This window comes from Aeromonas sp. 1805 (assembly GCF_013085525.1).
In the GTDB taxonomy this organism is placed as follows: Bacteria; Pseudomonadota; Gammaproteobacteria; order Enterobacterales; family Aeromonadaceae; genus Aeromonas; species Aeromonas hydrophila.
On record NZ_CP038515.1, the window covers coordinates 3480581 to 3502016 of the forward strand.

24 protein-coding genes and 1 tRNA gene are annotated in these 21436 nt (G+C 60.7%); 11 read left to right on the forward strand and 14 right to left on the reverse strand.

Annotation, left to right across the window (positions count from 1 at the left end):
* Positions 1-29: 29 nt before the first annotated feature.
* The 8 genes from E5E96_RS16350 to mepA all read right to left on the reverse strand — a co-directional run bounded on the left by E5E96_RS16350 (position 30) and on the right by mepA (position 5768).
* Positions 30-434: an NADH-quinone oxidoreductase subunit A gene (locus E5E96_RS16350; RefSeq protein ID WP_016350419.1), complete on the reverse strand. Its 405-nt coding sequence runs from the start codon at positions 432-434 to the stop codon at positions 30-32.
* Between the two features lie 258 nt (positions 435-692).
* Positions 693-1568, reverse strand: coding sequence for a flagellar motor protein MotB (locus tag E5E96_RS16355; RefSeq protein ID WP_130632587.1), 876 nt, complete (start codon positions 1566-1568; stop codon positions 693-695).
* Positions 1546-2304, reverse strand: a complete 759-nt coding sequence (locus E5E96_RS16360; RefSeq protein ID WP_011705668.1) for a flagellar motor protein — start codon at positions 2302-2304, stop codon at positions 1546-1548. Before E5E96_RS16360 ends, E5E96_RS16355 begins: the two co-directional genes overlap by 23 nt.
* Before the next feature lie 452 nt (positions 2305-2756).
* Positions 2757-2844, reverse strand: a tRNA-Ser gene (locus E5E96_RS16365).
* 145 nt (positions 2845-2989) lie between these two features.
* Entirely contained in the window at positions 2990-3607 is a 618-nt protein-coding gene (locus E5E96_RS16370) for a TPM domain-containing protein (protein ID WP_011705669.1), read from the reverse strand.
* 20 nt (positions 3608-3627) lie between these two features.
* Positions 3628-4359 carry a YgcG family protein gene (locus E5E96_RS16375; protein WP_118881432.1) on the reverse strand — a complete coding sequence of 244 codons (732 nt, stop codon included), beginning with the start codon at positions 4357-4359 and terminating at the stop codon, positions 3628-3630.
* Entirely contained in the window at positions 4356-4961 is a 606-nt protein-coding gene (locus E5E96_RS16380; RefSeq protein ID WP_016350422.1) for a LemA family protein, read from the reverse strand. Before E5E96_RS16380 ends, E5E96_RS16375 begins: the two co-directional genes overlap by 4 nt.
* A 42-nt stretch (positions 4962-5003) precedes the next feature.
* Positions 5004-5768, reverse strand: coding sequence for a penicillin-insensitive murein endopeptidase (gene mepA / locus E5E96_RS16385; RefSeq protein ID WP_171282611.1), 765 nt, complete (start codon positions 5766-5768; stop codon positions 5004-5006).
* Positions 5769-5943: 175 nt separating this feature from the next.
* Here mepA and E5E96_RS16390 point away from each other — a divergent pair, with 175 nt between their 5' ends.
* A complete protein-coding gene (locus E5E96_RS16390) occupies positions 5944-6486 on the forward strand; it encodes a hypothetical protein (RefSeq protein WP_171282612.1) in 543 nt (180 codons plus the stop codon).
* Positions 6487-6705: 219 nt separating this feature from the next.
* Positions 6706-6984 carry an RNA-binding protein gene (locus E5E96_RS16395; protein ID WP_026080382.1) on the forward strand — a complete coding sequence of 93 codons (279 nt, stop codon included), beginning with the start codon at positions 6706-6708 and terminating at the stop codon, positions 6982-6984.
* A gap of 70 nt (positions 6985-7054) precedes the next feature.
* Here E5E96_RS16395 and E5E96_RS16400 read toward each other — a convergent pair whose 3' ends face one another.
* A complete protein-coding gene (locus E5E96_RS16400; RefSeq protein ID WP_166464416.1) occupies positions 7055-7954 on the reverse strand; it encodes an aldo/keto reductase family oxidoreductase in 900 nt (299 codons plus the stop codon).
* 115 nt (positions 7955-8069) lie between these two features.
* On the opposite strand from E5E96_RS16400, the gene E5E96_RS16405 reads away from it, so the two are divergent.
* The 3 genes from E5E96_RS16405 to ltaE all read left to right on the forward strand — a co-directional run bounded on the left by E5E96_RS16405 (position 8070) and on the right by ltaE (position 10370).
* The gene (locus E5E96_RS16405; protein ID WP_171282613.1) at positions 8070-8477 is read left to right on the forward strand and encodes a helix-turn-helix transcriptional regulator; all 408 of its coding nucleotides are present in this window, start codon (positions 8070-8072) and stop codon (positions 8475-8477) included.
* An 81-nt stretch (positions 8478-8558) separates the two neighbouring features.
* The gene (locus E5E96_RS16410) at positions 8559-9260 is read left to right on the forward strand and encodes a short-chain dehydrogenase (protein WP_171282614.1); all 702 of its coding nucleotides are present in this window, start codon (positions 8559-8561) and stop codon (positions 9258-9260) included.
* Positions 9261-9350: 90 nt separating this feature from the next.
* On the forward strand, positions 9351-10370 hold the full coding sequence (gene ltaE, locus E5E96_RS16415; protein WP_171282615.1) for a low-specificity L-threonine aldolase: 1020 nt from the start codon (positions 9351-9353) through the stop codon (positions 10368-10370).
* Between the two features lie 60 nt (positions 10371-10430).
* On the opposite strand, the gene E5E96_RS16420 is transcribed toward ltaE, so the two are convergent.
* The 4 genes from E5E96_RS16420 to E5E96_RS16435 all read right to left on the reverse strand — a co-directional run bounded on the left by E5E96_RS16420 (position 10431) and on the right by E5E96_RS16435 (position 13673).
* A complete protein-coding gene (locus tag E5E96_RS16420) occupies positions 10431-10862 on the reverse strand; it encodes a PAS domain-containing protein (RefSeq protein ID WP_005346525.1) in 432 nt (143 codons plus the stop codon).
* An 8-nt stretch (positions 10863-10870) separates the two neighbouring features.
* Entirely contained in the window at positions 10871-11905 is a 1035-nt protein-coding gene (locus E5E96_RS16425; protein ID WP_171282616.1) for a response regulator, read from the reverse strand.
* A gap of 54 nt (positions 11906-11959) precedes the next feature.
* A complete protein-coding gene (locus E5E96_RS16430; RefSeq protein ID WP_011705681.1) occupies positions 11960-12898 on the reverse strand; it encodes a LysR family transcriptional regulator in 939 nt (312 codons plus the stop codon).
* Between the two features lie 73 nt (positions 12899-12971).
* Positions 12972-13673, reverse strand: a complete 702-nt coding sequence (locus E5E96_RS16435; RefSeq protein ID WP_139389108.1) for a DUF2982 domain-containing protein — start codon at positions 13671-13673, stop codon at positions 12972-12974.
* Positions 13674-13839: 166 nt separating this feature from the next.
* Here E5E96_RS16435 and E5E96_RS16440 point away from each other — a divergent pair, with 166 nt between their 5' ends.
* The 4 genes from E5E96_RS16440 to E5E96_RS16455 all read left to right on the forward strand — a co-directional run bounded on the left by E5E96_RS16440 (position 13840) and on the right by E5E96_RS16455 (position 18092).
* Complete coding sequence (locus E5E96_RS16440; RefSeq protein WP_044799806.1) at positions 13840-15777, forward strand: bifunctional diguanylate cyclase/phosphodiesterase; 1938 nt, start codon at positions 13840-13842, stop codon at positions 15775-15777.
* Positions 15778-15865: 88 nt separating this feature from the next.
* Positions 15866-16591 carry an oxygen-insensitive NADPH nitroreductase gene (gene nfsA / locus E5E96_RS16445; RefSeq protein WP_171282617.1) on the forward strand — a complete coding sequence of 242 codons (726 nt, stop codon included), beginning with the start codon at positions 15866-15868 and terminating at the stop codon, positions 16589-16591.
* A 188-nt stretch (positions 16592-16779) separates the two neighbouring features.
* Positions 16780-17544, forward strand: coding sequence for a DNA repair ATPase (locus tag E5E96_RS16450; RefSeq protein WP_017410188.1), 765 nt, complete (start codon positions 16780-16782; stop codon positions 17542-17544).
* Positions 17538-18092 (forward strand): VOC family protein, encoded by a 555-nt coding sequence (locus E5E96_RS16455; RefSeq protein WP_171282618.1) that lies wholly within the window; start codon positions 17538-17540, stop codon positions 18090-18092. The genes E5E96_RS16450 and E5E96_RS16455 overlap by 7 nt, the downstream gene beginning before the upstream one ends.
* Before the next feature lie 46 nt (positions 18093-18138).
* Here the strand turns inward: E5E96_RS16455 and E5E96_RS16460 are convergent, their stop codons facing one another.
* Positions 18139-19347 carry an MFS transporter gene (locus E5E96_RS16460; protein WP_171282619.1) on the reverse strand — a complete coding sequence of 403 codons (1209 nt, stop codon included), beginning with the start codon at positions 19345-19347 and terminating at the stop codon, positions 18139-18141.
* A gap of 93 nt (positions 19348-19440) precedes the next feature.
* Between E5E96_RS16460 and E5E96_RS16465 the strand changes: the two genes are divergently transcribed.
* Together E5E96_RS16465 and cysB are read left to right on the forward strand one after the other, a co-directional pair.
* Positions 19441-20316: a LysR family transcriptional regulator gene (locus tag E5E96_RS16465; RefSeq protein WP_010634255.1), complete on the forward strand. Its 876-nt coding sequence runs from the start codon at positions 19441-19443 to the stop codon at positions 20314-20316.
* 73 nt (positions 20317-20389) lie between these two features.
* A complete protein-coding gene (gene cysB / locus E5E96_RS16470) occupies positions 20390-21364 on the forward strand; it encodes an HTH-type transcriptional regulator CysB (protein ID WP_010634254.1) in 975 nt (324 codons plus the stop codon).
* Positions 21365-21436: the final 72 nt, after the last annotated feature.

Consider the following 21436-nt stretch of genomic DNA (forward strand, 5'->3'; position numbering starts at 1 on the left):
GGTGCAACCTCAAAGGGATAATCAGTAATTCAGTCTGGCTTCTTGTCGGTCAGGACGCGCTTTTTCGGTGCCCAGTCGAGGGCGCCAATGCGCCACAGGTAGACGAGTCCTACCAGCAGCAGGGAAATAAAGATGGTGGCTTCGATGAAACCGACCCAGCCGCTTTCTCGAACGGAGACGGACCAGGCGAAGAGGTAGAGTGCCTCGACGTCGAAGATGACGAAGAACATGGCAACCAGATAGAACTTGGCGGAGAAGCGTAGACGGGCATTGCCCACCGAATCGACGCCAGATTCGAAGGGTTTGTTCTTGGCACGACCATAGGCTCGACCACCCAGCAGGGCGGCAAGGCCGATCATGGTCAGGCAGATGCAGATGGCCCCAACTACATAGACAGCAAAAGCCCAATGCTGGACAGCAATATCAGCAAACATAGGAGTTTTCCCTAACCGAATTAATCACGCGACTTAACAAGGATGTTACGTATTATGCCACTTTCGTACTGATTTACATGTCATTTCAAAGGATTAATTATTAATCAGCGGGAGGAAAATCGTATTTTGCTAGCGGAGTCAATGTTCCTATTTGAGAATCATTTTCAATCGCTTTTAAGATGTGGCGGAAATGGCGGGATCGTTTGAAAAATAAACTAATCGTGAAAGGAGAGACCCCGCCAGGCGGGGTCTGCTCGATCAGGGTTTGAGGATGGGTAGCGCCTGTTCGGCTGCCTTGCCCTGGGAGAGGGTGATCTCGACCCTACGGTTGGCCTGACGATGCTCGGCTGTGTCATTGGGATAGCGTGGCTGGGCATCCGCGACCCCCTGAGCGATGACCCGGGTGGCATCGAGTTTGGGGTTGGTCAGCAATGTGTGCACGATGGAGGCGGAGCGCAATACCGACAGTTCCCAGTTGCTGCGATAGAGCTCTACCGGGGCCTGGGAGTTGTCGGTGTGGCCGGTGACCACCACCTTGCCGGGAATGTCAGCCAGAATGCCGGAGATCTTGTTGACCAGCGGAATGAACTGGGGCTGCAGGAAGGCGGAGTCGGCCGGGAATAGCGCCTTTTCACCGATGCGGATCACCAGCTGGCTGCCCAGTTGTTCCACCTCCAGATCCTTGGATTCAATCTGTGCCTTGAGCTGCTGCTCGAGCTTCTTCTTGGTGACCTGCACCCACTCCTGCTCCTTGGTCTTGTGAGGCCATGATTCCGTTGCGCTCGGCTTTTCCGAGGCGCCGATGGTCTCGTTGAAGGGGTCCGAGGCGGCCATGGGGGCATCCTTCTCCAATACCGTCTCTTTCTTCGGGCTGCTGGGGGTGGTCTTGGACTCGGGTTCCAGGATCCCGGTACCGCCCTGCATCACGGGGGAGCCCGCAGCAGGGGAGATGAGGCCAATTTTGCCAAGCGATTCGATGAAGCCCTGGATCAGCACCCGGGTTTCAGACTGCTTGGCCATGGCAAAGGAGTAGAGCACCACGAACAGGGCGAACAGCAGTGTCATGAAGTCGGCATAGGAGACCAGCCAGCGTTCGTGGTTCTCCGGCGCTTCAGCCTTTTTCTTTTTTGCCACCGTGGCCTCCGAGGTAGGGTTCGAGGGTGACTTGCAGGCGTTGCTGGGATTCGCCATCCACGATGCAGAGGATACCGGTCAGGGTCATCTCCTTGTAGTGGCGGATCTGATGGGCAAACCCTTTGTAGCGGTTGCCGAAGGGCAGGAAGATCAGGTTGGCGGCCGATACCCCGTAGATGGTGGCGATAAAGGCCACCGCGATGGCGCCACCCAGCTTGTCAGGGGCATCCAGCAGGCCCATGGCGTGGATCAGGCCAAACACGGCCCCCACGATCCCCATGGTCGGGCAGTAGCCGCCCATGGCTTCATAGAATTTGACGGTCTGCTCGAGATCTTCTTGCTCGAACTCGATCTCGTTCTCCAGCACCTCGTGGATCTTGGTCTTCTCATAGCCGTCGACCATCATCTGCACCCCTTTTTGCAGGAAGGGATCCTTGATCTCGTCGATCATGCCTTCGAGGGCCAGCATGCCGCTGCGCCTGGCATTGCCGGCCAGGTTTTCCAGCAGTTCGGCCTGCTGCTGCATGTCGAGTTTGAGGGGGGCCAGCAGCCACTTGAAACGCTTGAGAGTGCTGCCGACAACGGAGAAGGGGAACTGGGTCAAGGCGGCACCTATGGTACCTCCGATCACGATGAGGAAGGCGGGCAGATCGAGCAGGGCGCTGGGATGTCCACCCTCGATCATGTTGCCGCCCAGGATGGCGATCAATGCCAGGACCAGGCCGATTAAGCTCATTTTTTATACATCCCTGAATATTGATAATGGCTAGTGTAGCTATTTAAGTATCAGTTTTTCAAAATGATATCCAATCGATGAGCAATAAAGTGAGTGCCTTGACCTCGATGGACAGATTTCTTTCCCGGGTGGCAAGCAGCCGAGCCACGCAGGGCGTTTTACCGAAAAGGGGAGGGTCTGTCGCGGGACTTTGACGGGAAGGGGGCCTCGACAGATCAGATTGCAAATGTTGGAAGGCAAAAAACCGGCCATTGAGCCGGCTCTTATAAATTGGATGGTGAGGCTGGGATGCTTTAGTCCGTGTGGTTTTTACTTGGGGGCGGCAGTCAGCCGTCCATCACCGCAGGTAACGTTGCTTGCCCCCGGCGAGGCTGTTGCTTTCTCTCACGGGAGTCGCTCTTCTGAAAACCCCAAAAGCAAAAAACCGACCATCAGGTCGGTTCTTTAAAATTTGGCGGTGAGGGAGGGATTCGAACCCTCGATACGTTGCCGTATACACACTTTCCAGGCGTGCTCCTTCAGCCACTCGGACACCTCACCAAATTTTCGCTCACAGCGCCGTTGCGCTGGAACGGGGCGTAATTTAGGGGAAAGGGCTGCCTGGGTCAACCACTTTTCCCCTTATTTTTCATAATCTTTATCGAACGCCTATCCCTTGAACAGAATGCCGGTTTTTTAAACCCGCTCAGGGCTTGGGGAGGATAATCAGGCTGTCCGGCAGCTCGTTCTGGTCGCGGGTGGCGGGGAAGGCGTCGGTCAGAATGGCGCTGGTCCGCTCAATGCACTCGAGGAAACCCTGCTCCACCTCCTTGTTGCGCACCCGGCGGGTGAAGTCATCGATGATCTCCTGCCACTGGCCGTTGTCGATGTGCTGGGCGATGCCGTCATCTACCAGGATCTCCACGTAGTGCTCGGCCACCGAGACGAAGATCAGCACTCCCAGCCTATCCTGGGTACGATGCAACCCCTGTTCGACGAACTGCAGGCGTGCCATCAGGGCGGCCCTGTGCTGGCGAACCTGTTTGGGGATCAGGTACATCTTGATGGGGGTCCAGTGGAACAGGATGCTCAGCACCAGCCAGACCGACCACTGCACCAGCAGGATCTCGTACCAGCCGAGCCAGAAACCGAGCTCGAATACCAGCAGCGGGGTGAGCATGGCCAGCAGCGCCGCCCACAGGGTGGGGATGTAGCGATAGCCGTCGCTGGCGGGGGCCAGTACGGTCACCAGCTCGGCATCGGTTGCCTGCTCCGCCTGTTTGACCCTGGCCTGCAGCGTGTGAAAGAACTGTTTCGAAATCATGTGTCGTCTCTTAATCCCTGTTACCAACCACCGGAGGCACCGCCGCCGCCGAAACTGCCGCCCCCTCCGCTGAAACCGCCGCCACCACCAAAGCCGCCACCGGAGCGACCGGCACCGAAGCCACCGGCGAGGTAAGCGGCGCGGCGTCGGCCACCCCTGCCGCCGCCACCACCGCCACGCAGGTTGTGCAGCACGATCATCACTATGACCATCAGGATGAACAGCCAGGGCCCGCCCAGCTTATCCTTGCTGGCGTTGTCCACCGGTTTGTACTCACCCGCCAGCGCCTGCATGATCGCCTGGCTGCCGGCGACCACCCCGGCCACCATGTCGCCGCGTTTGAACGCGGGCAGGATCCGGGTCTGGATGATGTTGGCGGCGATGGCATCGGGCAGGGCACCTTCCAGCCCGTAGCCCACCTCGATGCGCACCTTGCGCTCATCCTGGGCGATCAGCAGCAGCACCCCGTTGTCCTTGCCCTTCTGGCCGATGCCCCAGTGACGGCCGAGCTGATAGCCGTACTCCTCGATGGTGTCGCCCGCCAGCGTGTCGATGGAGACCACCACCAGCTGGATGCCGCTGCGCTTCTCGAATGCCGCCAGCTGCTGGGTGAGCTGGTGGGCCTGCTTGCGGGACATCAGGTTGGCTTCGTCTACCACTCTCCCGCTTAAGGCGGGGAAGGTGGGGGCGGCGGACACCACCGCCGTCCACAACAGCAGGCAGGACAAGAGGGCACGGATCACGCGCTTCATTGGAAGCTGACCTTGGGCGCCTCATCGGCACCGGGCTTGGCGCTGAACGTGGGTTTGGCCTCCAGATCCGAGTAGAGCAGCTTGGACCAGATGACGCCGGGGAAGGTGCGGATCTCGGTATTGAACTGGCGTACCGCTTCTATGTAGTCGCGCCGGGCCACCGAGATACGGTTTTCGGTGCCTTCCAGCTGGGCCTGCAGGGTGAGGAACTGCTGATCCGCTTTGAGCTCCGGATAGCGCTCGACCACCACCATCAGCCGGGAGAGGGCGCCGGAGAGCTGGTTCTGGGCCGCTTCAAACTCCTTGAGCTGGGCGGGATCGCTGACCTGCAGGCTGCCCACCCGGGCTCTGGCATCGGTCACTGCCTTGAGGGTCTCTTGCTCGTGGCTGGCGTAGCCCTTGACGGTGGCCACCAGATTGGGGACCAGATCGGCACGGCGCTGATACTGGTTCTCGACCTGGCCCCAGCTCGCCTTGACCTGCTCATCCAGGGTCGGAATATTGTTCATGCCGCAACCGGTCAGGCCCAGCAGCAGGGTCATAACCAACAGGGACTGGGTTGCCCTCTGCCAGAGTGAAGTGGCCATCTTGTTGTTCTCCATTGACATTTTTTGCAGATAACGGCTCACCATACCAGCTTGTGGTCAACCGCCACAACGGGCGGGCAGTCTGGGTTTATGGTAAGCCATCGAAATCTTGGGCAGTTGCGGCTTGTCTTTGAGCCAAGAGGCCAGTTCGGCGCCGCAGCCGTTGCCGGGCGGGATCGGCGCCTGAGGCTGGCAATCCGGGCTGCCGGCCGGGCAGCGCAGACGTACATGAAAGTGGCTGAAGTGGCCGACCCAGGGGCGCAGCTTGGCGACCCAGGGTTCATCGGGCGCCCGTTTGCATACCTCGGCCTTGAGCACCGGGTTGATGAAGATGCGGGCGACCTCGGGCTTGCTGGCCGCCAGGCGCAGCAGGTTTAGCTGCTGGGGGCCGAAGCGCCCGGGCAGCACCCGGTAGCTGGGCTCATCGATCAGGGCCCACTCCTTGGGGGCATCCTGCTCCCATGTTGAGATGGGCTGGTTGGCCATGCGAAACCAGATGTCGGCGTCGAGACCGGTCTGGTGGCTGCGGTGACCGGAGGTGAAGGGGCCACCGTGGGCCATGGCGAGATCGGCGATATAGAGGTCCGGCATGCCGGCCATGCGGGTCTGGTTGGCCAGGGTGGTCAGGTAGGCGATGAGCTCGGGGTGGCCGTAGTAGCGCAGTCGCTTGGTGCGGATCACCTGATAGCCGGGGCCGGTCAGCGGCAGCGCTACTCCATTTTTGAGGCAGCCGGCGGAGTAGCCGCCAATCGCTTCGGCCTGGTGGGGATGAGGTTCGGCAAGAAAGGCACTGGCCATGAAGAGCAGGGTGGTGGCAAGCATGAGACTCCCGACAAGCATGCGAATGGGCTCAGATGAAGAGAATGATACCAAGAGTCCGGTGAGGCCGTCACCCGATGAGCGAGCCCGGTTGCATCCCGGTGTCGGGCTCGCGCACAATGCGCGACAAAATTGGCACATCCAGGGCGTGTAAACGCACAGGCAAGAGGAGAAGAGAATGAAGGTCAGTGAGCTGGTGAACAAAGAGGGACTGGTCTGGCTGATGCCCCCTGCTCGCCGTTTCTATCCGGTGATGGTTGTGCTGTTGCTGGCGAGCCTGGTCACCGTGCTGGCCGCCGTCAGTCTGGGTTATCCGCAAATGGGCTTGCTGCCCTGGGTGGGGTTGGTGTTTGGCGGCATAGTGCTGCTGATGATGATACTGCCTCGCAGCTGGCAGCGCTGGCGGCTGGCGGAGCTGGCCTGGGACGAGACGCACCTTTACCTGCTCAATGGCAGCAGTGATCGGGCACAGGCCCTGCCAAGATCGGTACTGATCGGGGTCGAGCGGGATCGCAAGGTGGGCCACGATGGTCAGTGGCTGGCCTTCAGTCTGGATCTGGCGCTAAACGATGAGCAGCTGGCGGCCGCCACCGGGCTGATGGGGTTGAGTCGGGAAGGTACCCATGTCGTGGCGCCCGGCATCTATCGCTTTGGCTTTAAGCGCGCCTGGCATGGTCGACGCACGCTACAGGGGCTGCTGGATGCCCTGCTCCCCATATGAGCTGACTATTTTCTCGACAATCCTCCCCAAAGCTCAGATACTGCCAGTGATTCGAATTGATCTTGCCCGTTCTGTTCACCCAAGAGATCAATGACTTGAGTGAACCATACGGGGGAGTGCCCAGGCATGATGCCCTGGCAGGTCCGGCATGGGGGTTGTGCCCTTACCTTTGTGTTGGTGATTGGATAGAGAAGGCACCTTGAATCGAGAGTGGATGGCATGAAGATTTACGTAGGTAATCTGTCGTACCGGATGACGGCCGACGAACTGACAACCGTGTTCAGCCAATTTGGGCAGGTAGACAAGGTCGATATCATCATCGATCGCGATACCGGTCAGTCCAAGGGGTTTGGCTTCATTGAAATGCCTGTCAATGGCGAGGCTGAAAAGGCCATCGCCGGTTTGCATGGCACCGAAATCGGTGGCCGTACCATCACAGTCAACCAGGCCAAGCCGAAGACAGATGCACCACGTGGTCGCCCCCAGCGTCATCGCTGAGCTGCCTCGATAACGCAAAACGGCATGGGTTTCCCCATGCCGTTTTTGTTTCTGGCGTTTGCCGGATGAATCAGGGTACGTCGTAACCGAGCGCCGCCTTGCGGATGCGGAACCACTGCTGGCGATTGAGGACGATGGATTCAGCGGTCACGGCGGCGGCGATCCGCTCCCGCTTGCCGGAGCCTATCAGCGGCAGCGGCTGGCTTGGCAGCATCATGACCCAGGCGTAGACCACCTGTTCGATCTGCTCGGCACCCACTTCCTGGCGGATCTGCTCGAGCTCGGCGCGCAACGGGGCATATTCGGGGGCCTGGAACAGGCGCCCGCCACCGAGGCAGGACCAGGCCATCGGCTTGATGCGCAGTTGCTGGCATTGGTCCAGGGTACCGTCCAGGGTGGTGCTCTGGTTGAGCGGCGAGATCTCCAGCTGATTGGTCACCAGCGGGAAGGGTAGGCGCGACTGCAGCAGCTCGAACTGGCGAGGAGTGAAGTTGGAGACCCCGGCATGCTTGATCTTGCCCGCCTGCTTGAGGGTAATGAAGGCATCGGCTACCTCGTCGGCATCCATCAGGGGGTCCGGGCGGTGGATCAGCAGCAGATCCAGATGGTCGGTGGCGAGCTTTTGCAAGGAGGCCTCGGCACTGGCGATGATGTGAGCCTTGCCGGTGTTGTAGTGATTCAGCGCGTGTTCCGGTTTGGCGGTGAGGGCGATGCCACACTTGCTGACGATCTCCATCCGGCTGCGCAGAGAGGGTTCAAGGCGCAGGGCGTTGCCGAAGGCCTCTTCACACTGGTAGCCACCATAGATGTCGGCATGATCGATGGTGGTGACCCCCAGATCCAGGTGGTACTTCATCAGATCCAGCAGGGCGTGCGGGGAGAGTTGCCACTCCATCAGACGCCAGTAACCCATGATGAGGCGAGAGAAGGTCGGGCCCTGTGGATGCAGGGAGAGGCGGGATACGGGCATGGTGGCTCCTTGGCGGATAAGGGAAAAAATGCTGCCAGCATCTTGGTCTCTTCTGGCTGGCAAGGCAATAATGCGGCTTTTGTTAATTCGAACTTTGGTTCTGAAGGGGAAGGAAATGGACGGTTTTGCCGAGCGCTTGCACAGCCTGATCGGGACGGGCAGCATCAGTGCCTTTGCCCGCAAGGTGGGGCTGAGTGAAGCCCTGATCCGTAAATATCTGAAAGGGGCCGAACCCGGCCTTGGCAAGGCCAACCAGATTGCCATGGCCGCCAACTGCTCGCTGGAGTGGCTCGCTACCGGCTGCGGCTACCTTTATCGGCAGGCGGAGGTGGTGGACAGAGAAGCGCTGAGCGCCGCCGGCATCCTGTTGCAGGAACAGTTGCCGCAGCAGCGTCTGCCCGCAGAAGACGAGCTGGTTACCCTGCTCGCCTATTACCAGTTCTTGCGCAGTCACAAGCAGGCTGACGGATTTCTGGATCTGGCGCGGGCGCGCGAATTTGGCAAACACCTGCATGAGGCGTGAGCCTGGATGGGAATGGCCGGGCAACGGCCGGGGATTATTCTGATACCCTCTAAAGCAGATGAGGACAGCGGGGAGAGAGAGATGGGCTATCTGATCTTGGGCAGCGGCGGATTGGGCACGGCGCTGGCACATGAGCTATCCGCCCGTGGCGAGGAGCTGGTGCTGGCCGGCAGGCAGCTGCCCAAGGGCGTGGATCCCGTCTGCTATTTTCCGTTGCAGGAGGTGGATGCGCTCTCCTTCGATGCCCTGTTCACCCTCTATGACACGGCGCCGTTGCCGAGCGTGGTGATCAACACCATCGGCCTGCTGCACGACATCAACTTCATGCCGGAGCGGCGGGTGGAGGAGGTCAGCCCCAGATGGCTGTGCGACAGCCTGCTGGCCAACGCCTGGCCGCAGCTGGCTCTGGCCGCCTGCCTGAGCCGCCGGATGACGGCGGATGCCCGCCTCTGGCTCTGCTCTCTTTCCGATCTGGCCGGCAGTCTTGGCGCCAACGAGACGGGCAGCCGTTACAGCTACCGGATGAGCAAGGCGGCGCTCAACATGGGGGCAAGAACGCTGGCCCACGAGTGGCGAGAACGCTTCCCCGCCGCCGGCGTTGTCACCGTGCATCCGGGGCTGATGGCCACCCCCATGAATCAACCTTTCCTCGATGAACTGGCGGCCGAGACCTTGCAGGATCCGGCGCTGGTGGCGCCGCGTCTGCTTGATCTCATCAACCAGTTGTCGCCGGCCCAGTCCGGCGGCTTCCTCGACCTGCAGGGCCAGCCGCTGCCCTGGTAAGCCGTCACCGGCTTCACATTCCGGAAACGGCCCGCTTGCCAAGCCAGCTCCTGCTGGCTAACGTCATCCTCCTGCTTCAGGAGGGATGTCATGCGCTATATCGATTTACGAAGTGATACGGTCACCCAGCCCACGGATGCCATGCGTCAGAGCATGTTGCATGCCGAGGTGGGGGATGATGTCTACGGGGAAGATCCCGGCGTCAACGCACTGGAGGCCCGCGGGGCCGAGCTGCTTGGCAAGGAGGCCGCGCTGTTTGTCCCCTCGGGCACCATGTCCAACCTGCTGGCGGTGATGAGCCACTGTCAGCGGGGGGAGGGCGCCATCGTCGGTCAGGCTGCCCACATCTATCGCTATGAGGCACAGGGGAGTGCCGTGCTGGGCTCGGTTGCGCTGCAGGCGGTGCCCATGCAGGCCGACGGTTCGCTGGCAGTGGCCGATGTCGCCGCAGCGATCGCCCCTGATGATGCCCATTTTGTGCAGACCCGGCTGGTCTGCCTGGAAAACACTCATAACGGCAAGGTGCTGCCCCTTCACTACCTGCAGACGATGCGCAAGTTCGTCGACGAACGCGGGTTGCAACTGCATCTGGATGGTGCCCGTTTGTTCAACGCAGCCGTGGCGAGCGGCCATGGGGTAGGCGAGCTGGCCGCACCCTTTGACAGCATATCCATCTGCCTCTCCAAGGGGCTGGGAGCACCGGTAGGGTCGCTGCTGGTGGGCTCTCGCGTCTTCATCGCCCGCGCCAGACGGCTGCGCAAGATGCTGGGTGGTGGCATGCGCCAGGCGGGGATCCTGGCGCAGGCCGGTCTGTTTGCCCTTGATCAGCATGTGGCCCGGTTGGCGGACGATCACCGCCGTGCCAGACGGCTGGCCGAAGGGTTGGCCGCATTGCCCGGCATCGAGCTGGATCTCGCGCTGGTGCAGACCAACATGGTATTTCTGCGGCTGGTGACAGGGGACGGCGAGGCGCTGCTCGCGTTCATGAAGGAACGAGGGATCCTCTTCTCCGGTTACGGCGAGATGCGGCTGGTGACTCACCTGCAGATCACCGATGACGACATCGACGAGGTGATCGATGCCTTCACCGAGTACCTTGTCGTACGTTAAGGTTCACTCAATCAAACAGGGCGCCAAGGCGCCCTGTTTGATTGTTGAGAAAAAAGCGGGTCACGCCTGGCGCTGGCCGCTCATCAGCATGGCCTCGTCGGTGGCGTCGTAGATCATTACCGCGATGTGAGTCACCTGACCGCCAAAATCGGCCAGCGGCACCAGCGTCAGGTTCTGGAACATGTGGGGGGCTGAGCCGGTGATCGGGCGGTAGTTGGAAAAACGCAGCAGATAGGGTTTCTGCTCCCAGGTGCTGAAGGCGCGGTTGTTGAGCTTGAACACCATGTTGGCCTTGCGCTCGAACCAGGCCCGATCCACATCGGGGAAGAGTTCGAACAACACGCCATCGCGTACCTCGCCGGCCAATCGGCCGCTGTGGCTCTCCATGAAGCCGTTCCACACCTGCACCTTGTACTCCTTGTCGAGCACCACCAGCCCCACATCCAGGTTCTGGACTATGTTCATCAGCCAATGAAATTCACGGATTTCCATGGTCACTCCTAGAGCATGTGCATGATTTTGTTGTTCATGGTGGCGATGGAATCTTCGGTAAACAGCAGCAGCAGATCGCACTGCACCGCGTAATCCTGGACCCGGTAGTTGATCTCGATGGCCAGGGTGCGGCGCCAGCGGCTCTTGTTGGTGTTGATGAGCTCGTTGATGGGCCTGTGCTGGCCGAGTACCACAGGATGGCCCTGACTGAAGGGGGTGTCGAGCTGGCTGGCGTAGCCGCGCAAAAAGGCGCCGATCAGCACGTTGGCGGTATCCATCAAGAGCTCCAGCTCGGCGTTGCGATCGAGCACGCCCTGATGGTTCATTAGCCGGGCCAGATCCTTGAAACTGGAATCGTGGAACAGGATCAGCGCCTCGCCGGCGATACCGGCGCCGATGAAGCCCTGGCAGACGGCGGAGAGGGTATCCGAGTCGGCGGCGGCCGAGAGGGCCATGTGCAGCTCGGACACTTCCAGCACGTTGACGTTGGGAATGGGCAGCACCACGAAGGCGTTGAGCAGGCGGGCCAGCAGGTCGGCGGCCTGGCCCATGGAGACGTTGGCGAGCTCCTGATAGACGTCGCGTACCTCGGGACTGATCTTGATGCCGGTATCCAGGCTGCCGACATCACTGACACTCTGGCCGGCGGGCCGGATGTCATGTGCAGTGGCGGCACCTTTGGCCTGCCACAGATCGTGCTGTTTCAGCAGGGCGCTGAGGGTTTCCGGTGCGGCGGGTTTCTTGATGAAATCCAGCGCTCCCAGCCCCATCACTCGCTGATAGGCTTCCGGCTGGATATCGCCGGAGACCACGAAGACCTTGTTGCGCAGCCCCTCCCGCTGCAGGGTCTCCAGCACGCCGTAGCCATCCATTTCCGGCATGGTCAGGTCGAGAAAAATCAGATCCCCATGACCCATCAGCACCTGTTCTATCCCTTCCTGCCCGTTGGCGGCGTAATGCAGCGTCACATCCCAGTCGGCGGGAAGGGCGCGGGCCAGCTGTTTACGGGCGAATCCTGAGTCATCACATATCAATACATTCATAGTGTTAGGCTGGCCTGGTCAACGAGGATTGCTATAAGTGTGGCCCGCCAACGGTTAGATGCAATGGGACAGGCTGGTCGCCGGTGAAAATTGATTGTCCCATTGGCGATTCCGGTAGCGCGCTGAATATTTTTCAACAAATTCAGCGAACATCTTAACACGCAGCGGGGCAAACTGAGGCTGGCAGCGCAACATATAGAAGGGCCGGTTGCCGGTTTTCCAGTCGGGCAGTACCGGGACCAACTGCTCATCCTGCAGGAAGGGATGCACGTAGTGGAGCGGGGCATTGACGATCCCCAGGTGGCGCCTGGCCGCCCGGACGGCAGCCTGGGTCTGGTTGACGGTCAGTTTGGCGGTGCGCTTGATCTGTACCGTCTGCTCGTCCCGGTCGGTCAACTGCCAGTGCTGGTGTGGCCAGCAGTAGATCAGCGCGTGCTCTTCCAGCTGGGCGGGATGCGCCGGTGTGCCCATCTTCTCCAGATAGAGCGGGGAGGCAAACAGACCGTATTCGATGTGGCCAAGGCAGAGTGCGTTGGGCAAGGATTGCGGCAACTCGCCGTTGAAGAACACCAGATCCCGGTCGTTGTCGAACAGATGCTGGTGGTCATTGGTCTGGGTAATGTCGAACTGCACTTCTGGGTAGTGCAGGCCAAAGTCCGCCAGCATGTCGACCAGGATGGTGTTGGAGAGGGCGATGGGAGCCGCCAGACGGATCACCCCGTTGATGTCGGCCTCTTTGCCCTGGATCTCGCCGGTGGCCTGCTCGATCGCAGCCAGTGGGGTACAGAGGCGCTCGTAGTAGCGCAGCCCTTCGTCGGTGAGGCGGAGTTTGCGGGTGGATCTGTGTAGCAAGGAGCAGCCGAGCTGCTCTTCCAGCTGAGAAATACGTCGACTGATAGTGCCGGTTGGCATGCCCAGTGCGGCAGCCGCGTGGGAGAAGCCTCCCTCTTGCACCACCTTGACGAACAGATAGAACTCTTCGATGTACTTCATAAGCGGTGTTCTGGGTGTAACAAGCCAGTGACCTTAAGAAGAGGCGCCCGCCTTGGCAAGCTCAATCCGGCGTTTAATTGATCTGGATTAGATTCGACTCCCGCTGGTACTGGTGCAACAGCCGGACAAATTCGACCGGATCCCGGTCAAGGCTGTTGTCCGGCACCAGCAGATCGTAGCCGAGCAGCTCGCGCAGCCGGGTCATGCGGTTGGCCAGCATGGCGATCACCCCCTCATAGCGCTGGCCGGAGGGAGAGCGAAAATGGCTCTCTTCCAGCAATCCCTCGCCCTGAAAGGCACAGGCACAACCCCCGCCGCTGCAGGCCGGTTGTTCGCTGCGCAGTGCCTGTAGCAAGACGCTGCGTTGCTCGGTCAGCAGGCGTACTGCCAATCTGGGTGTGATCAATGTCAAAAAATCGTCGTAATCTTTTATTTTCAAACCGATATAGGGCAGGGGGACCAGATCCCAGCCCAGATGAATGCGCGGCTGGTCTATTCGCTGAATATTTCTCCATTTCAGGATCCAACCGCCGTATTTATGGTGATATTGCAGACAATCGTGACAGAGCGAGAGACTGAAATGGGGTTCAATCAGCTTCAATGAGCCGATAAATATCATCATCAGACCCGCCAGAAGGCCGGAGACGAGGGGGATTAGTGGTTGTTCACCGAATAAAAAAAGTATAAAAATCATAGTAATGGTTACTATGATGCCCAACAATACCAACGTGAGTCCGTTTTTTCTGACCATGGGTTTCACATGTAGCGTTTTCATATGAAGTCAGCCCTTTGCGCATGCTTGTTTCACATTATGGGCTGGATCCGATTTTGTACCAGCACCGGGTGCCCGGGAGGGTCCTCCGTCGCTGGGTTTCCCTGTGATCACACATCATGAATCACCATATTAGATGAATACGCTAGACGAACGGTTATTGAACGGGATGGATGTGCTGCATACCCCAATCTGGGTTTATGACATCCGGCATCACCACATCTATTGGGCCAATCGCGCCGCCTTGAGCGTGTGGGAAGCAAGCTCGCTGGGCGAACTGCAATCGCGCGACTTCTCGGCCGACATGGCACAGGCCATCGATCTGCTGCTGCAGCGTTACCTCGGGGATTTCCAGCAGGGGCGCAGCTACAGCGAGTGGTGGACCCTTTCCCCCAAGGGCGTGAAAAAGCAGATCTACCTGCGTCTCTCCGGCATCCAGCTGGCGGGTCGGCTGATGATGATGACCGAGGCGGTGATCGACGCCGATACCCTCTATCAGGAGTCCTCGCTCGCCACCGGCGATACCCTGGCCTGTCTGTTTGACAATCAGGGCCAGCTGGAGAGCGGCAACCACCATTTCGACATGTGTTTCGGCAACCAGATCCGCTACCTCTCCCAGCTCTTCTCCGGCAATGATGAGGCTTTCTACCAGAAGCTCTCCCGCCTCGATGAAGTGGTGGCCGAGGGGGAGTGCCGCACCCTCAAGGGGATGCGCTGGTTTCAGTACCAGTTTCGCCACATTCAGCAGGGGGCCCAGATCCTGCTCACCATGCGCGACATCACCGACCGCAAGCTGGAAGAGCTGGAACACCGTCACTTGGCCTGGCACGACTCGCTGACCGGCCTGCTCAACCGCTATGGCTTGATGAAATCGCTGGAGGCCTATTGCGGGCTGGGCGGGCGTTTTGCGCTGGTGTTCATGGACTTGGACAACTTCAAGCTGGTCAACGACAACTACGGCCACAAGGCCGGTGATCGGCTGCTGGAGCGGGTTGCCGGTCGGCTCAAGCAGATCTGTCCGCGCGATGTGGAGCTGGCCCGGCTCGGTGGCGACGAATTCACTGCCCTGGTGCCGCTCAGCCACTCGAGCGATCGGGCGCAGGAGGTAGCCGACCTCATGCTCTCCCAGATGACCAAGCCGCTGCAGCTGAGCGGCGTGCCCGAGGTGACCATCGGCGGCAGCATCGGCATCGCCATCTATCCGGACGATGCGGACGACGGCGACAACCTTATCACCCGCGCCGACATGGCCATGTACCAGGCCAAGCAGATGGGCCGGCTGCGCTGGCAGCGCTTCACCCCCAGCATGCAGCAGACTCTGCATCGCAAGCTGACCCTGAAGCAGTTCCTGGCCAAGGCCATCGGGCGGGGGGAGCTGAGCCTCTGCTATCAGCCTCAGGTGGATGTGGCACAGGGCAAGCTGCTTGGGTACGAGGCGCTGCTGCGCTGGCACAATCCCGTGCTGGGCCACGTCTCGCCGGTGGAGTTCATCCCGCTGGCGGAAGAGATGGGGCTGATCCGCGAGATAGGCAGCTGGGTGCTGTCGACGGCGCTGGCCCAGATGGCCCACTGGCAACGGGAGTGGCGGGTAAACGTGCCGGTGTCGGTCAATCTTTCCGGCTTCCAGCTCTCTTCCGCCCTGCCTGAACTGGTGGCCCAGCAGCTCAAGGAGTTCGGGGTGGCGGCCAGCCTGCTGACGCTGGAGCTGACCGAAACGGTATTGATGCTGGACATGAAGGGGTGCATCGAGATCCTCGACGCTCTGAGTGCGCAGGGGATCAAGATTGCCATCGACGATTTCGGTACCGGCTACTCGTCGCTGGCCTATCTCAACCGGCTGCCCATCGACACCATCAAGCTGGATCGCTCCTTCGTGGTGGGCCTCAACCTGCCGGTGATCCGCGCTACCGTCGCCATGGCCACCAGCTTGGGTCTTGGCATCATGGCTGAAGGGGTGGAGGATGAGCACGAGCTCGCCGCCCTGCGCACCCAGGGCTGCCACGTGTTTCAGGGGTTCCTGTTCAGCAAGCCGATGACGGTGGCGCAGGTGGAAGAGAGCTGTTTCATGGTCAGCTGCAAGGCTGGCCGCTATCCGCTGGCAGGCTAGCGGATTACTCTGCTGCGGTGTTAATGCGAGGGGCCTTGGGCCCCTCGCTGTTTTTGGGTAGAGTGTGGGCTTCGTCTCTGGAGGCAACATGAACCCGACTCTCGACCTTATTCTCGCCCATCGCTCCATTCGTCAATTCACCGCCGAGCCCATCACCGACATTCAGCTCGACCAGATCCTGAGCGCGGCCCAGGCCGCTTCCAGCTCCAGCTTCCTGCAGGCCAACAGCATCATCCGGGTGACCGACAAGGCGCTGCGCAGCCGCCTGGCCGAACTGGCGGGGCACCAGGCCTACGTGGCCCAGGCCGCCGAGTTCCTGCTCTTTTGCGCCGATTACCATCGCCACTGCGACGTGGTGCCGGATGCCCAGACCGGCTTTGTGGAGCAACTGCTGATCGGCGCCATCGACGGCGCCTTGATGGCTCAGAATGCCCTGCTGGCAGCCCAATCCATGGGACTTGGCGGCGTCTATATCGGCGGGATCCGCAACAATCCGGCCGCCGTGAGCGAGGCGGTGGGGCTGCCGCATCAGGTGATCCCGCTGTTTGGCCTCTGCCTCGGCCACCCTGCCCAGGCGCCCGAACAGAAACCCCGCCTGCCTCGGGCCCTGGTGGTGCATGAAAACCGCTATCAGACCGAACTGGATCGCGGTCTCCTTGCCGGCTACGACCAGCAGATCGAGGCTTACTACCAGTCCCGCAGCAGCAACAACAAGCAGCAGAGCTGGAGCGGCCAGATACGGGGTATCCTGGGCAAGGAGGCGCGCCCCTTCATGCAGGATTTCCTGCGATCCAGGGGGTTCAACCTCAAGTAATGGGCCCGATGGGCGATACTAAGGGGTAATGGCGGTATCGCCAGCGCCGCGTGATCCTGGCTTTCCCCTGTGCTCCTGCCCGCCTGGACACAACAAATCGGGGGCAAGCTCCGTGCTGCGGACTACCTTAACTAGGTAAGCTGTTGTAGGATCACGCAATTGGATTGGGACAGGAGTTTGGACTTCCTATGATTTTAACCTTGGTATTGCTGTCTATTGGCGCACTCCTGTTTCTGGTCATCGCCTATAACGTGGTGCAGCAATATAAGCAGAAGGCAGAGGCCGACAAGCGTCACGCCATCGCCCGCCACAAGTCGGTGGTGGATGAAACCGAAGAGATGCTGCTCAACGTCAACCTGGTGCCCTTCTCCAAGAACATAGTGTTGCTGTTGCAGCACCGGATCCTCGATGCCTATCGCGCCATCGCCCTGGTGATGCCGAGCGGCCAGCTCAAGCAGCGCATTGCCGACGTGCAGACCCAGATCAAGAACGTGCAGGAGAACTACAGCAGCCAGGATGAGGGGCATTTCAAGACCCCGGAGTCGGATCGCCAGGCCATCCAGATGCTGCAGTTGGTCAAGAAGATGCGGGCCGTGCTGCGGGTTGAACACAACAAGGGCAAGATAGATCCGCAGGGCTTTGCCCAGGAGGATCGCCGCCTCGAGCTGATGCAGCTCAAGATCAACATCGCCAACCTGGTGAAGCGGGCCATGGATGCCCAGATCCAGGGGCAGTTCGGCACCTGCCGTCAGCTCTACACCAAGGGACTTTCGGCCCTGGCCAGCGTCACCGAAAAGGATCCCTACCTGATGGCCCGTGAAGAGGACATGCGGCAGGGCCTGGCCGGACTCGATGCCCACCTGCAAGAGCACAGCGAGAAAGAGCTGCAGAGCATCAAGGACAAAGAGGCGGACGAGCTGGACGTCCTGTTCCAACCCAAGAAAAAATGGTGATTATGTCGCACTCACTCGATACCACACTGGGGCCGATGGCCCCATTTGTTTGCCAGCTGTTGACCGAGCTGGAGGCCCTCGCCATCCATCCTGCCGCCATCGAGGTCGACCACCTCTGCTACCGGGCCGCCACCTTGCCTGAGTACCAGGCCCTGAAGGCACTGCTGGCAAGCCATGGTGACCTGTTGGTGGAGGGGATGATCGGCGGACGGCCCATCGCCACCTACCGCCTGCATCAACCGGTGCTCCACGCCCACGGCATCGTGCCCTGCATCGAGCTGGCGGCGCCCAAACCGGGTCGCAGCCACCAGGCTGGGCTGGAACATATCGAACTGGTGGTGCCTTCGCTGGACGCCTTGCTGGCGGCCCATCCCGAGGTGCCCTTCAAAACCGGCAACCTGCATGATGAGCGCAATCCTGACGTGGCGGTGATGCTGGCCTCTGGGCAGATCAAATTTCATCTGCGGACCTTGGCCGAGGTGATTGAAGAAGAGCTGGTGAGCGGCACCGTGGTGCCGGTGCCTGCCGGCTACTACGACCAGGCTTGATGAGACGGGGCCGCTTGCCCGGCCTCGTCTTATATCAGAGATAGCGTCAGGGATGGCAGATGCGGGGGCGGGCGGGGCGCCCCTTCAAGTGGCCGAGCCAGAGGCTCAACCCTGCCGTGATGACCAGTACCAGCTCGATGCCGAGCACCAATCCCCCGAGTCCCCCCTGCTCCCAGAAGGGGTGCAGATAGAGCCCCCCCAGACTGGCCCCCAGATAGTACCCCACCAGATAGAGCGACGAGGCGAGCGCCCGGTTGTGCTCCACGTGCTGGCCGACCCAGGCGCTGGCGCAGGCGTGGGCAAGGAAAAAGCCGAAACTCGAGATGAGCAGGCCTGAGAGGATGGCGCCGAGTGAACCGCATAGCAGCAGGGCGCTGCCGAGTGCCATCAGGGCTATGCCGACCAGCAGCAGGCGTTGTGCACCCCAGCGATGGGTACAGCGGCCGCTGAGGGAGGAGGCCACCGTCCCCGACAGATAGGTCAGAAACAGCATGCCGAGCCATTGGGTCGGCAAGGAGAAGGGGGGGCTGGCCAGCAGGAAGGTGAGGTAGCTGTATTGGTTCAGAAACACCATGAAGTTGAGGCCGCCGATGAGGTAGGCCCCCACCAGCAGCGGGTTGCCGAGGTGGCTGGCGATGGCCTGGCGAAACTGGCCCGGCTTGGCGATGACGGGCACGAAACGGGTCTGGGCCGGCAGCAGCCAGATGACCAGGGGCAGCAATGCCAGGCTGATGAGGCCGATGCCGAGAAAGGTGTGCTGCCAGTCGCCAAACCAGCCGGCCAGCAGGCCGCCGACCACCCGGCCGGCGATACCCCCCAGCGAGTTGGCGGCGATGTAGACCCCGACGGCGGAGAGCAGGGCCCGCTTGCTGAACTCTTCCCCCATGTAGGCGATGGCAGTGGCGGGCAGCCCCGCCAGCAGGACCCCCTGCAGGATCCGCAGCAGCAGCAGCTGTTCAAACTGACTGACCAGGCTGATGAGCAGGGAGAGCAGGATGGCACCGGCCAGACTCCACAGCATGATCCGGCGCCGGCCGAAGCGATCCGCCAACCGGGCGCAGACGAGCAGCGAGACGGCGAGCCCAGCGGTGCAGCTGGCCAGGGTCCAGCCAGCCGACAGCGAGCTGACGGAGAACACCTCGGCCAGCAGCGGCAGCAGCGGGTGGGTTTGATAGAGATTGAGAAACACCAAGAAGGAGCCCAGGCTGAGGGCCAGGGTGGCGCGGATCCATTCACGACTACCGACTTCGATCATATGCAATTGTCCTGACAGCTTTGTTGCAGGTTAGTGCGCGCCAGAACATAAATATAATATATTTAAGTTATTCATCTGATAAATTGAATTGATATGGACCTGAAACAGCTCACCTACCTGCTGGCGGTGCGGGATGCCGGTTCCTTTACCAAGGCGGCCAACGGGTTGCACGTGGCGCAGCCCGCCATCAGCATGGCCATCGCCAAGCTGGAGCAGCAGCTCGAGCTGCGCTTGTTCGACCGTCAGGATCGCAACGTGCGGCTCACCCCGGAAGGGGAGGTGCTCTGCCGCCATGCCGAGCGCCTGCTGCGCCAGATGCATCAGGCCGAGGCCGAGATGGCCGAGCTCAAGGGGCTGGAGCGCGGAGAGGTGCGCATCGGCATCCCCTACATGATGGGCTCCTATTACTTTCCGCCGATCCTGATGGCCTTCAAGCATCGCTACCCCGGCCTCAAGATCCGGGTGGAGGAGGCGGGCACTCGCGAGCTGTTGAGCCGCATGGTGGACGGCTCGCTGGATCTCGCTATCCTCATCACCAGTGATTTGCCGCCGGCGCTGGAAGGGGCCCAGCTGCTGCGTGAAGAGATGTTGATGGTGGTGGGGGAGGAGCATCCGCTGCGCCAGGCCCGGAGCGTGTCGCTGAGCGAGTTCTTCAGCCAGGAGCTGGCGATGTTTCGCCGCGGCTTCTATCACCGCGAACACATGGAAGCGCTGGCCCAGGGGCTGGGCTGCGAGCCTGACATCGCCTTTGAGAGCAACCTCATCCCGCTGCTCAAGGCGGTGGTGAAGCAGGGTTTTGCGGTGACTACCTTCTTGCGGATGGCGCTAGACGAAGAGCCTGCCCTGACCGGGATCCCATTTGCCCCCCCGATCTTTCTCGATCTCTGCGTGGCGTGGCGGCGGGGGGATCCGCTCTCCATGGCCAACCGCGCCTTGCGGGATTTTTTGCTGGCGCAGGCACAGCCATAAATGGCCAAGAAGGAAGGGCTATCAGGCAAAAGTTTGTTAGTATTAGTTCAAGTCGCCTTTAGAGCCTAACATCATGAAACTCCAACAATTGCGTTATATCGTTGAGGTTGCCAACCACAGACTGAACGTGTCGGCAACGGCAGAGAGCCTCTACACCTCTCAGCCAGGGATCAGCAAACAGGTGCGCATGCTGGAAGATGAGCTGGGGATCCAGATTTTCGAGCGCAGCGGCAAACATCTGACTCAGATCACCCCGGCTGGACGGGACGTGATCAAGATTGCCAACGAGATCCTGGGCAAGGTGGAGAGCATCAAGTCGGTGGCGAGTCAGCACACTCACCCCGAGCAGGGCACGCTCCACATTGCGACCACCCACACCCAGGCCCGTTATGCGCTGCCTGACGTGATCAAGGGCTTCATCAAGCGCTTTCCCAAAGTCTCCCTGCACATGCACCAGGGCACGCCGACCCAGATCAGCGAAGCCGTGGTCAAGGGCCAGGCCGATTTTGCCATCGCCACCGAGGCGCTGCACCTGTACGAAGATCTCATCATGTTGCCCTGCTACCACTGGAACCGCAGCGTGATCGTGCCCAAGGGCCACCCGCTGACCCAGGTCGGCAAGCTCTCCATCGCCGACATCGCCCGCTTCCCGCTGGTGACCTATGTGTTCGGCTTTACCGGCCGCTCCGAACTCGACACCGCCTTCAATCGGGCCGGTTTTGAGCCCAACATCGTCTTCACCGCCACCGATGCGGACGTGATCAAGACCTATGTCCGGTTGGGGGTGGGGATCGGCGTGATGGCGACCATGGCGCTGGATCCCCAGGTCGATACCGATCTGGTGGCGCTGGATGCGAGCCATCTGTTTGCCCACAGCACCACCAAGATCGGCTTTCGCAAGGGCTCCTTCCTGCGTACCTACATGTATGACTTCATGACCCGCTTTGCCCCGCATCTAACCCGGGACGTGGTGGAGCGTGCCATCGCGCTGCGCTCCAGCGATGACGTGGATGCCATGTTTGCCGATATCGAGCTGCCCATCCGCTAGCGCTGCGGCGATCTGGAGCAACAAAAAACGCCTCCCGATGGGAGGCGTTTTTCATGGCGATGAGCGGCGAGG